This window comes from Acuticoccus mangrovi, from assembly GCF_016411865.1.
In the GTDB taxonomy this organism is placed as follows: Bacteria; Pseudomonadota; Alphaproteobacteria; order Rhizobiales; family Amorphaceae; genus Acuticoccus; species Acuticoccus mangrovi.
Genome location: NZ_JAEKJA010000048.1, coordinates 1 through 11,117 on the forward strand (window position 1 = coordinate 1; position 11,117 = coordinate 11,117).

The window sequence follows — 11,117 nt, forward strand, 5'->3', positions numbered from 1 at the left end:
CGCGCGGCCCCGACCCGTGCCCGATCCCCGGCCACAACATCGCGCTCCGACGAACCCACCCGCCGCCAAGCCACCCGCCGAGCACACGACGCCCTCGGGCCGCATCGCGGCGCAGGGCGCCGCTCGTCACCCCCCACATGCGCGGGATCGACGCTCGCACTCCGGCCCGGCACGCCGCGGCGCGCTCGGGTCGGGTGGTGAAGCCTCAGGCCGCCGCGTAGGCGGCGTCGAAGAAGGCGAGCTCCAGCGCCACCGCGCGGGCGAAATAGTCCCGCGCCACCGCCGCCTCGCCGGGGCCCACCCGGTCGAGCTCGGCCCGCAGGAAGGCGACGAGCTCGCGGAAGCCCGGATTGTCGTGCAAGGTGATCCACTCCGCGTGCACGAAGTTCGCCGGCAGCGGCTTCGGCGCGCCCATCGCCCAGTCGAGATAGAGCCACTCGGCGACGTTCAGCACCGCGAGCGCCGCCACGTAGGAGCGGCTCTCGGCCGCCTCGCGCATGATCGCCTTGAAGCCGCGCGTCGGCGCCGTGTCGGGCACCGCGATCCGCGCCTCTGCGCTCACCCCCAAGGCCTCGAAGGCGCGCAGAAAGTAGGTGTTCTCCTCGCCCGAGATCATCCCGGTGAAGCGGCCGAGGGTGAGGCGCGCCTCGAAGCCGTCGGCGGTCGCGATCGCCGCCCCGAGGAGGGTCAGGAAGGCGTCGAGAAAGCGGTGGTCCTGCACCAGATAGCCGGCCATCACGGGGTCGGGAATGGTGCCGGCGAAGAGCTCGCGCACGAAGCGGTGGTCCACCGCCCGCGTCCATGTCGGCTCCGCCTCGCGGCGCAGGGTGTCGGTAAAGCGCTCAGTCATCGTCCTCTCCAGCAGCGGGCGAGGCCGGTCGGTATCGTCATCATCGGCCCCTCGGTGAGGCCGGCAAAAGGCAGGCTCGGTCCCATCCCTTCGCCGGCATGATCCGGATCAGGTTCAAAGGGTCACCGCGCCGCACGCGCCTAGCGGTATCTCAGCCCGTTGCCGGGCCCCCCCTGGTTCGCCTCACTCATAGGCCGAAGCCCGCCCGATGTCACGCGTCCTCCCCCCGCGTCCACCCCGTGCGGCCGTCGCCTCAGTCGAGCATCCGCTTCATGCCCACGTGCGTCGCCTCGAAGCCCAGGCGCTCGTAGAAGGCGTGCGCCCGCTCGCGCCGCTTGTCGGTGGTGAGCTGCACCATGCCGCAGCCGGCCTCCCGCGCCATCTCCACGAGATGGGCGACGAGCGCCGCACCGACCCCGCCGCTGCGCACCGACGAGGCCACCCGCACCCCCTCGATCAGCCCCCGCGTCATCCCCTTGCGGCTGAGGCCGTGCAGCATCGTGAGCTGAGCGCACCCCACCACGGCGCCGTCACGCTCCACCACGATCAGATGGTCGTGTGGATTATCCCCGATCGCGGCCAAGGCCGTAACATAGGCCGGGTCGGGCGGATCGGTTACGACGTCGCGGGACTGGCCGAGCATGTCGTCGACGAGGAGGGCCATGATGGCCGGGATGTCGCCGACCACGGCATCGCGAAAGGTGAGCGAGCCAGGGGGCGATTGATCTATGGTGGTGTTCATGGGAAGTCCTTGCGATGACGCCAAAGGCCACGCCGGCCGGGGGCCGTCAACCGACAGGGCCGTGCAATGTCCCACCCGCTCAGCGACCGCTCCCGCTTCAATCTCGGCGTGTTTTCGGCGAATGCCGACGGTGGCCTCGCGATCACCACGGTGCCGGAGCGCTGGCGCGCCTCCTGGGCCGACAACGTCGCCGCCGCCCGCGCCGCCGAGGACGGGGGGATGGACTTCTTCCTGCCGATCGCCCGCTGGGCCGGCTTCGGCGGGGCGATGCGCACCCGCGAGCACTCGTTCGAGACCTTCACCTGGGCCGCCGCCCTCGGCGCCCTCACCTCGCGCATGGCGATCTTCGCCACCGTGCACGTGCCTCTCGTCCATCCGCTCTACGCGGCGAAGGCGCTCGCCACCGTCGACCACGTGTCGGGCGGCCGCGCCGGCCTCAACATCGTCTGCGGCTGGAACCCCGCGGAGTTCGCGATGTTCGGCGTGACCCCCGACGCCGACGGCTACGACCGGGCCGACGAGTGGATCGACATCATCGAGCGCGCCTACGCGGCGACCGAGCCGTTCGACTATGACGGCCGCTTCTATCGCCTCAAGGGCGTCGTGAGCCGGCCCGCCAGCCTCCAGTCGCCGCGCCCGGTGACGATGAACGCCGCCTTCGGCGATCGCGGGCGCACGTTCGCGGCGCGCCACTGCGACATGCTCTTCACCACCTTCACCGAGATCGCCGAGGCTCCCGCCCACGTCGCCGACATCAAGGCCCGCGGCACCGCCGTCGGCCGCGACATCGGCGTCTACACGGTGTGCCACGTCGTCTGCCGGCCGAGCCAGGACGAGGCGGAGGCCGCCTATTATCGCTACGCCGTCGCCGAGGCCGACCACGCCGCCGTCGCCGCCCACATGGAAGGCAAGCGCCGCTCCGCCCGCAGCCACGACGACAAGGCGTTCGACCTCTACGCCCAGCGCTTCGCCGGTGGGGCGGGCAGCTATCCCCTCGTCGGCACGCCCGAGCACATCGCCGCCGAGATCGGCCGCATCGCCGAGGCGGGCTACATCGGCGCCGCCCTCTCGTTCGTGAACTACACCGACGAGCTGCCCTTCTTCACCGCCAGCGTGCTCCCCCGCCTCGCCGAGATGGGCTTGCGCTGATGCTCGATCCCCGCGCGCCCCGCCTCAAGCCGGCGCTCGCCGCCGGTACGCCGCTCGGCGCGGTGTGGTTCACCCTCGGCAGCGTCGCCCTCGTCGAGGTCGCCCGCCGCGCCGCGCCCGACCTCGTGGTGATCGACATGCAGCACGGCCTGTTCGACCGCCTCACCCTCGAGGCGGCCGTCGCCGCCGCCGCTGCGCCCACCCTGGTGCGCACCCGCGACGACCACGCCGCAAGCATCGGCGAGGCGCTCGATGCGGGCGCGGACGGCGTGCTCGTCCCCCTCGTCGAAACCGGCGAGGCCGCCGCCGCGGTCGCCGCCGCCTGCCGCTACCCGCCCGCCGGTCGCCGCTCCGGCGGTGGCATCCGCCCCCTCGGCGACTTCGCCGCCCATGCCGCCCACGCCAACGAGGGGGTGGTGGCGGGCGTGATGATCGAGACCGCGGCCGGCGTCGCCGCGGCCGCCGCGATCGCCGGCTCGGGTGTCGATCTCGTCTTCGTCGGCACCGGCGACCTCGCCCTCTCCCTCGGCGATGCGCCGGGCGGGGAGGCCCACCGCGCCGCCTGCCGGGCGGTGCTCGAGGCCTGCCGCGCCGCCGGGGTCGCCTGCGGCGCCTTCGCGATGTCCGCCGACGACGCCGCCGCCCGGATCGCCGAGGGCTTCACCCTCAGCGTCGTCACGAGCGACATGGGTCTCTTCGAGGATGCCGCGCGTGCCGCCGTCGCCCGCTTCGCCGAGGCCGCGACCCCGCCTCGCCGGCCCCGCCGCGCCAAGCGGGCCGGCCGATGAGATCACTCGGCGGCGCTGTCGTGCTCGAGCACCAGCTTCTTCAGGATGGTGCGCAGCTGCTCCACCTCGGTGGCGTCGAGCGAGGCGGTGCTGTGCCGCTCCCGCTCCACCGCGCGGTGGAGGAGCGCGGTGAGCATCGTCTCCCCGTCGGCGGTGATCGCGAGGCCGCCGCCCTCCGCCGCGCGCACGAGGCCGCGCGCGAGGAGGCGGTCGCGCGCATCCTCGTAGCGCGAGGCGGACAGCATCGTGCGGTTGAGGAGCGGCGTCTCCGCCGTCGGCCCGGAGGCCGACAGGATCGCGAGGATGCGCATCTGCGAGCCCGTCGGGTCCTCGTCGGCGAGGCTTCCGGCGAACGCCTTGAATACATGATTGTATGCACGAAACAGCAGCGGCACGAGGAAGTCGTCGTAGGGATGGCGCGCGGCCACCACGTCGTCGACCGGGATCGCCGCCGGCCCCGGGTGCGGCGCGATGGTGCCGTAGCGCCCCTGGGCGAAGGCGAGCGAGCGGCGCTCGTGGCGGTGGAAGCGCTCCACCCGGCCGATCATCACGAGGTGGTCGCCGCCGTCGAAGGTCTGGTGGACGCTGCACTCGAAGTGGGCGGCGGCGCCGGGCATCAGCGGCACGCCGGCGAGGCCCGCCTCCCACGCCACGGTGGCGAACTTGTCGGCGCCGGGCTTCGCGAAGCGGTTGGAGAGCTCCACCTGATCCTGCGCGAGCACCGAGAAGGCGAGCCGCTCGGCCCGCTCGAAGGCGGCGAAGCTGCGCGCCTTGCGGTCGATCGACCAGAGCACCAGCGGCGGATCGAGCGACACCGAGGCGAACGAGTTGGCCGTCATCCCCACCGGCCCGCCCGTCTCGTCGAGGCAGGTGACGATGGTGACGCCGGTCGCGAACTGGCCGAGCGCGCGGCGATATTCGCGGCTGTCGAAGGCGGCTGCCGAGGAGGGGTCGCCGCTCATCGCGCCGGCTCCATGATGAAGTGACACTCGTCCGCCCCCTCCCGCCCGTTGGCGCAGGCGGTCTCCGCGGCGGTGGCGCCGGGGCCGTAGATCATCGCGCCGACGGCGCGCAGCATGCCGACGATCGCGTGGCAGGCCGGTCCTTCGAAGGTGGCGCCGGCGGCGAACGGGCTGTTCGTCACCACGAGGCGCATGCCCCGCCCCTCCGGCACGAAGCGCCAGACGCCCCAGCCGAGCTCCGGCGCGGTGGCGGCGATGATGGCGACGAGCTCGCTCACCCGCTCCGGCGTGACGTAGGTGGCGGCGGAGCGGCCGCCGTGCTCGGTGATCGAGGCGCCGAGCGCCTCGAGCGCGGCCGCCCGCGCCGGCGGATCGAGCCGGGCGAAGAGGCCCATCAGCGCGTCCGGACGGATCATCATGTAGCGGATGTCGCCGTCGAGATAGGCGCCGGTCGCCGCATCGTGGCGCAGCCGCTGGCGAAAGCTCATGCGCCGGGACCCGCCGCGGCGCCCTCGACCGCCGTGGCCGGGCGCTCCGCCGGAGCGCCGAATGCGTCGATAGCTGCCATCGTTCATCCCCGCCGATCCCTTGGATAGAGCACAGTTGACGCATCCCGTCCAAGAGTGTGGTGGAGACGGCGACATGACAAAAACGGGGAGGCGGGCGGCATGAGCGCAGTGGTGGAGGCGATCCGAAACGAGGTGGGCGCCGATCGGGTGGCGGACGACGCCGAGATGCTCGCCCGTCACGCCGCCGACTGGACCGGCTGGAGCGGCGGCCTCCCACTCGCCGTGGTGCGCCCGCGCAGCGTTGCGGATGTCGCCGCCGTGATGGCGCTCTGCCACGCCCACGGCCAGCCGGTCGCGGTCCAGGGCGGGCGCACCGGCCTCTGCGGCGGCGCCGCCACGCAGGCGGGCGAGATCGCCCTCTCGCTCGAGCGTCTCAAAGGCGTCGAGGCGATCGACGGCACCTCGATGACCGTGCTCGCCGGCACCACCGTCGCCGAGGCGCAGTCCGCCGCCCACGCGGTGGGGGCCGAGCTCGGCATCGATTTCGGCGCCCGCGGCACCGCGGCGGTGGGCGGCGCCATCTCCACCAACGCCGGCGGGCTGCACGTGATCGAGACCGGCATGACGCGAGCGCAGGTCCTCGGTCTCGAGGTGGTGCTCGCCGACGGCCGCGTCCTCAGCGAGCTGACCACCATGGTGAAGGTGAACTCCGGCTTCGACCTCAAGCAGCTCTTCATCGGCTCGGAGGGCGCCCTCGGCGTCGTGACGCGGGCGGTGCTGGCGCTGCGGCCGCTGCGCCAAGGTCTCGCCACCGCCGCCCTCGCCCTCACCGATCCGGAGGAGGCGCTGACCGCGCTCGAGGCCGCCCGCCGCACCTTCGGCCCCGACCTCTCCTCCTTCGAGGCGATGTGGCCGGACTACGTCACGACGATGAGCGCGCGCACCGGCTTCGCCTTCCCGTTCGCCGACGCCCCGCTCGCCCTCATCCTCGAGGCGCGCGACGCGACCGACGCCGGCGCCACCGCCCGCATGGAAGCCTTCCTGGAGGCGAGCGCGGAGGCGGGCTGGCTCGCCGATGCGGTGGTGGCGGGATCGCTCGCCCAGGCCCGCTCCCTCTGGCAGCTGCGCGACGAGGGGCCCGCCGCCTACAGCACCGTCTTCGCCGGGACCATTCCGTTCGACATCTCCGTGCCCGCCCGCGACCTCACCACCGCCGCCACCCGCATGGGAGCGGCGGTCCGTGCGATCGCCGCGGCACGCGACGAGGCTGGTCTCCATCCGATGACCTACGGCCATATCGGCGACCAGAATCTCCATTTTGTGGTCGGCTGCGACGCGAAGCCGACGGCGGCGGAGAAGGCCGCGATCGAAGAGAAGGTCTACGGCGTCGTCGCCGAGCTCGGCGGCGCGGTGAGCGCCGAGCACGGCATCGGCCAGCTCAAGAAGCCCTACCTGGCGCTGAGCCGCGGCCCGCTCGCGATCGAGCTGATGAAGACGCTGAAGGCGACCCTCGATCCAAAGAACATCCTCAATCCGGGCCGCGTCTTCTAGCGTCGGCACGGCCCGGCGCGAGGCCGCCCGCGCCGACGGGGCCGCGCCCGACGGGATCGCGGGCGCAATGTCCCGTGGCGCGGATCGAGCCGACCGGCGCGGGACGGGGGCGAGGCGGCGGGCGCCGTCAGGAAGGGGCGTGAAGGGCGAGATCGTTCCACACCTCCTGCAGCACGATGGCGCCCGCGACGAGGCGGAAGACGTCGACGAAGCGGATGCCCTCGAACGCGGAGCCGTCCGGCCAGACGCCGTAGAGGGTGCCGGTCACGGTGACGACGACGCCGTCCTCGGCGGGTGCGGCGTCGAACCGGTCGAAGCGCTTGCCGACGCGCTGGTAGCGGCCGGCCGACCAGGCGACGAGATCCTCGAGGCGGGTGAAGCGGGCGCCGCCGGGAAAGACCAGCTCCGCGCCGGCCGCGAGGAAGGCGCTCGCCGCGGCGAGGTCGCGCCGCTCCATCGCGGCGAGATAGGTCTCGACCACCTCCACCGCGTCGGGCGGCGGCGGGGCGGGAGAGCGCGGAGCGAGGCCGCGCGCATAGTCCCCGGCCTTCACCTCGTGGGCGAACACCGTGATGCCCTCGGGCGGGGCGTCGAGCGTCGCGCGGACGGCGAGGCCGAGCGCGCGCACGAGGCGGGCCTTCGCCGCCGCGGCATAGCCTTCGATGAGGGTGACGGTGACGACGGGCATCCTGAGCTCCTCGCGGGCAACAATGCGGCCGCACCCGGCGGCCTGTCGGGTGGATCCTATGCGGCGGCGGCACCGCCGGCGACGTAGCCCATGGCGACCGCCGTCAGGAGGCCGTTGCCGGAGAGATAGCCGGCGGCGCTCGGGCCGGAGCAGCCGACCGCCGCGCCGCCCGCGGCGAAGAGGTTGGCGACGGGAACGCCGCGGCGCAGGACGCGCGCCCTCGCATCGGTCGCGAGCCCGCCTTGGGTGTGGAAGAGAGCGCCGGTGACCTTCACCGCGGCGAACGGGGCGGCGAGCGGCGGGCCGGCGAAGGTGCGGCCGAACGCGTCCGCCGTCCCGTCGCGAGCGTGGGCCGCAACGGCGGCGAGCGTCGCGGCGAGAGCGTCCGCCGGCAGTCCCGCCCGCGCCGCGAGATCCGCGACCGTCGGAGCGGTGATGATCGCCCCTTCCGCCTCGGCGCGGCGAAAGTCCTCGAACTGGCGGGCGACGGCGGCGAGGCGCCCGTCGAACACACTCCAGGCGAGACCGCCGGGGCGGGCGAGCACCCGCGCCGCCTGCTCCGAATAGCCCTCCGCCTCGTTGGAGAAGCGGTGGCCGGTGGCGTCGACCTGCACGCCGCCGCCGGTGATCACCGCCCAGGTGATGAGGATGCCGTGCGGAACGGCGACCGAGCCGTGCCCCTGATGGCCCGACAGGTGCTCGAGGTCGGCGCCGAGCGCCTCGCCCCAGGCGAGCGCGAGGCCGTCGTTGCCGTCGTGGCCGAACCACAGCGCGTCGAGCACCTCCGGGATGTGGCGGGCGAGGCGGGCCTTGTCGCCGCCGTAGCCGTTGGAGGCGACGACGACGGCGCGGGCGGCGATCGCCTCCTCCTCCCCGTCGGGTCGGGCGATGCCGACGCCGGCGGCGCGCTCGCCGTCCATATAGAGGGTCTCGGCGCGGGCGTTGGTGAGGATCGTCACCCCCGCCGCTTCGGCCGCCGCGCGCAGCCGATCGACGAGGGCGGCGCCGGTGCGCTCGGGCATCGCGTGCATGCGCCGGGCGCTGTGGCCGGGGTAGACGAAGCCGTCGACGAGTTCGAAGGGCAGCCCGTGGGCGTCGGCGAGCCAGGTCACGGCGGGGCCGGCGGCGTCGGCCGCGGCGCGGGCGATCACCCGGTCGGCGGTGTTCTTCGACTTCGCCATGATGTCGGCGAAGAGGGTGTCGGCGTCGTCGCTCACCCCCGCGGCGGCCTGCCAGCGGGTGGCTGCGGCGGGGATAAGTCCGGCGGAGAGGGCGGTCGATCCCGCCGGCACCCGATCGCGCTCCACGACCACCACGTCCGCGCCTTTGGCGCGGGCGGCGAGCGCGGCGGTGAGGCCGCAGGCGCCGGCGCCCACGACGACGATCTCCGCCGTCGCCGCGCTCTCGGGAGGCGACGCCGCGATCACGCCCAACTGAGGCCCTCTCGGCGGCTCAGGGGCTGGCGGACCGGGCCGCCGACGCCAATTGGAGGGGTGTTGGAGACGGGTCGAGACGGGGTGGGTTTCCCATCCGATGCGGGGGGCAGGCCGGTGATGTGTCGCCTCTTTGTCTCAGTGGTCCATTCACGTGATCTCGACGTCGGAAATGATAACACGGCCGAAGCAACGCGTGATTAACCATAATCGCCGATGGTCGACCGGCGTTCGGTCCATGAGGTAGGCGCGTGATGCGAGCGATGGGATGGATTGCGGGCCTCGCGATGGCGGCGCTGGCGGCGGGGTGTTCGAACGCCCCTCCGCCGCGCCCGTTGTCGCTGGCGGCCAACGAGGGGGCGACGCTGCATCCGGCGCCGCTCGATGCGCTCGCCAAGCAGCCGGATGCGCCGATCACGAGCCTGCCTCTGACAGCGCTCGGCCGGTCGACGGCCTGCCGCGGCAGGCCGGGGAGCGTGCCGCCCGGCCGGCTCGCGGGCCGAGTGCTCGAAGTGCGCTCGATCAAGGACATCGCCCTCAAGCGCGGCGAGGTGGTGCTGACCTTCGACGACGGTCCGGCGCCGCGCAAGACGGTGCGGGTGCTCGACACCCTCGACAGCTACGGCGTCAAGGCGACCTTCATGATGCTCGGCCAGATGGCGAGCGCGTCGCCGGAGATCGCCCAGGAGGTCGCCCGGCGCGGCCACACCATCGGCACCCACACCTATAGCCACGGCAACCTCGCCAAGATGAGCCAGAGCGCGGCGCTCGCCGAGATCGCCAAGGGGCGGCGGGCGGTGAGCGCGGCGGTGTCGGGCAGCGGCGCGGCGGTCGCCCCGTTCTTCCGCTTCCCCTATCTCGCCGACACCAAGGCGCTGCGGGCGGCGCTCGCCAAGCGCGGCACGGTGGTCCTCGACGTCGACATCGATTCCAAGGATTACTACCAGTCGACCCCGGCGGAGGTGCTGGCGCGGACGATGAAGCGGCTGAACGCCAAGGGCCGCGGCATCATCCTGTTCCACGACATCCACGCGCGGACGGTGGCGATGCTGCCCGACTTCCTCGCCCGGCTGCAGGCCGACGGCTACCAGGTGGTGCAGCTCGTGCCGGCCGACGGGAGCTGCTCGTCGCCGGCGAGCTGAGGCGGCAAAGCGTTGCCGAATGCGCGCAGCCGGCGGGCGGCCGCACCGTCGGGACGGGCGGCGGGCCACTCAGATATTGCACCGCGTCAGAGGCAAGCGCAGCCTCACCCGAGGCGTCCCGCCGGGGGCGAGGCGCCGTCACCATGCCTGCGGGCCGCTTCGCGGCGTCCCGCGCCGAACCTCTCGAGGGGGAACGATCGATGCGAGCCCTGCCCATTCTTGCCCTGCTCCTGATTGCCGGCTGCCAGTCGACGAGCCGCGACACGCTCGAGGGAAGCTGGGCCTCCGACGACGGCGTGTTCGTGGCGACCTTCGACAACGGCGCGTTCAACTCCCGCCTGACCGGGACGGGGGAGACCGTGGTGGCCGACGGGCGCTATCAGCGCGACGCGACGGGCCTCGCCCTGAGTTGGACGAGCATCGTCGCCAACGAGCGCCGCGCCGCCGCCTGCCAGTTCGTGGCGAGCAACAAGCTGACCTGCACGCCGTCCGTCGGCCAGCCCTTCTCGATGACCCGCGTCGTCTGACGCCCTCGACGGGCCGCCGGCCGATCGCCGTCGGGCGCGGTCAGCGGCAGACGTCGACCCAGGTGGCCCCGGTGATGGCGGCGAGGCGCGCGGTCGCGATGCGGACGGCCGCGTTGGGGGCGCCGGCGGCCGGCACCACCTCGGCGTAGGCCCGCAGCGAGGCGTCGCAATAGACGGCGAGCGGGGTGGCGAGGCCGAACGGGCAGACGCCGCCGACCGGATGGCCGGTGACGGCGAGCACCTCCTCGGCGTCGAGCATGCGGCCCTTGCCGCCGAAGGTGTCGCGCACCTTCTTGTTGTCGAGCCGCGCCGTGCCGCTCGCCACGACGATGCGCACCTCGTCGCCGGCGCGCAGCGCGATGGTCTTGGCGATCTGCCCCGGCTCCACGCCGTGCGCCTCGGCGGCGAGGGCGACGGTGGCGGACGACTGCTCGGTCTCGATGACGGTGAGGTCGGGGGCGTGGACGGCGAGGAAGCTGCGGACGGATGCGAGGCTCATGGGGTTCCTGGGTCGCGGTCGGTCTGGGACGGCCCGGCCGTGGTGCCGGGCGTCGATGATCTCTCCTACGGGAAAATGACAGCCGGCGCGCCTGCCCGATGGCGCCGACGGGGCGTTGCCGCGCGATCGTCGGTCGCTGCCGCCGGTCTGGTCGCGTGCGGGTCGGCCCGGCGGCGGGTGGGGTCGTCGGAGCGCGATGTTGCGGCCGGGGATCGGGCACGGGTCGGGGCCGCGCTGCCCTCGGGCGCACGGGGGAAGGCGGGACGCCGTGCGGCCC

General features: G+C 73.5%; 12 protein-coding genes and 1 riboswitch. Of the genes, 5 read left to right on the forward strand and 7 right to left on the reverse strand.

What is annotated here, in order from left to right:
* Positions 1-205: 205 nt before the first annotated feature.
* Together JCR33_RS24495 and JCR33_RS24500 are read right to left on the reverse strand one after the other, a co-directional pair.
* Positions 206-850, reverse strand: coding sequence for a TenA family protein (locus JCR33_RS24495; protein WP_198884778.1), 645 nt, complete (start codon positions 848-850; stop codon positions 206-208).
* A gap of 68 nt (positions 851-918) precedes the next feature.
* A riboswitch (TPP riboswitch) is annotated at positions 919-1,034 on the reverse strand.
* Positions 1,035-1,103: 69 nt separating this feature from the next.
* On the reverse strand, positions 1,104-1,592 hold the full coding sequence (locus JCR33_RS24500; protein WP_198884779.1) for a GNAT family N-acetyltransferase: 489 nt from the start codon (positions 1,590-1,592) through the stop codon (positions 1,104-1,106).
* A 66-nt stretch (positions 1,593-1,658) separates the two neighbouring features.
* On the opposite strand from JCR33_RS24500, the gene JCR33_RS24505 reads away from it, so the two are divergent.
* Together JCR33_RS24505 and JCR33_RS24510 are read left to right on the forward strand one after the other, a co-directional pair.
* The gene (locus tag JCR33_RS24505) at positions 1,659-2,741 is read left to right on the forward strand and encodes an LLM class flavin-dependent oxidoreductase (RefSeq protein WP_198884780.1); all 1,083 of its coding nucleotides are present in this window, start codon (positions 1,659-1,661) and stop codon (positions 2,739-2,741) included.
* A complete protein-coding gene (locus JCR33_RS24510; protein ID WP_198884781.1) occupies positions 2,741-3,529 on the forward strand; it encodes an HpcH/HpaI aldolase family protein in 789 nt (262 codons plus the stop codon). Before JCR33_RS24505 ends, JCR33_RS24510 begins: the two co-directional genes overlap by 1 nt.
* A gap of 2 nt (positions 3,530-3,531) precedes the next feature.
* Here JCR33_RS24510 and JCR33_RS24515 read toward each other — a convergent pair whose 3' ends face one another.
* Both JCR33_RS24515 and JCR33_RS24520 read right to left on the reverse strand, forming a co-directional pair.
* The gene (locus JCR33_RS24515) at positions 3,532-4,491 is read right to left on the reverse strand and encodes a flavin reductase family protein (protein ID WP_198884782.1); all 960 of its coding nucleotides are present in this window, start codon (positions 4,489-4,491) and stop codon (positions 3,532-3,534) included.
* Positions 4,488-4,979, reverse strand: coding sequence for a hypothetical protein (locus JCR33_RS24520; protein ID WP_198884783.1), 492 nt, complete (start codon positions 4,977-4,979; stop codon positions 4,488-4,490). The genes JCR33_RS24515 and JCR33_RS24520 overlap by 4 nt, the downstream gene beginning before the upstream one ends.
* A gap of 180 nt (positions 4,980-5,159) precedes the next feature.
* On the opposite strand from JCR33_RS24520, the gene JCR33_RS24525 reads away from it, so the two are divergent.
* Positions 5,160-6,551, forward strand: a complete 1,392-nt coding sequence (locus tag JCR33_RS24525) for an FAD-binding oxidoreductase (RefSeq protein WP_198884784.1) — start codon at positions 5,160-5,162, stop codon at positions 6,549-6,551.
* Positions 6,552-6,678: 127 nt separating this feature from the next.
* On the opposite strand, the gene JCR33_RS24530 is transcribed toward JCR33_RS24525, so the two are convergent.
* Together JCR33_RS24530 and JCR33_RS24535 are read right to left on the reverse strand one after the other, a co-directional pair.
* Positions 6,679-7,239, reverse strand: a complete 561-nt coding sequence (locus JCR33_RS24530; RefSeq protein WP_198884785.1) for a DUF4440 domain-containing protein — start codon at positions 7,237-7,239, stop codon at positions 6,679-6,681.
* 56 nt (positions 7,240-7,295) lie between these two features.
* A complete protein-coding gene (locus JCR33_RS24535) occupies positions 7,296-8,672 on the reverse strand; it encodes an FAD-dependent oxidoreductase (protein WP_211110569.1) in 1,377 nt (458 codons plus the stop codon).
* Between the two features lie 263 nt (positions 8,673-8,935).
* Here JCR33_RS24535 and JCR33_RS24540 point away from each other — a divergent pair, with 263 nt between their 5' ends.
* Positions 8,936-9,814: a polysaccharide deacetylase family protein gene (locus tag JCR33_RS24540; protein ID WP_232372810.1), complete on the forward strand. Its 879-nt coding sequence runs from the start codon at positions 8,936-8,938 to the stop codon at positions 9,812-9,814.
* A 200-nt stretch (positions 9,815-10,014) separates the two neighbouring features.
* Positions 10,015-10,341 (forward strand): hypothetical protein, encoded by a 327-nt coding sequence (locus JCR33_RS24545; protein WP_198884786.1) that lies wholly within the window; start codon positions 10,015-10,017, stop codon positions 10,339-10,341.
* 40 nt (positions 10,342-10,381) lie between these two features.
* Here JCR33_RS24545 and JCR33_RS24550 read toward each other — a convergent pair whose 3' ends face one another.
* On the reverse strand, positions 10,382-10,840 hold the full coding sequence (locus JCR33_RS24550) for a YbaK/EbsC family protein (RefSeq protein ID WP_198884787.1): 459 nt from the start codon (positions 10,838-10,840) through the stop codon (positions 10,382-10,384).
* Positions 10,841-11,117: the final 277 nt, after the last annotated feature.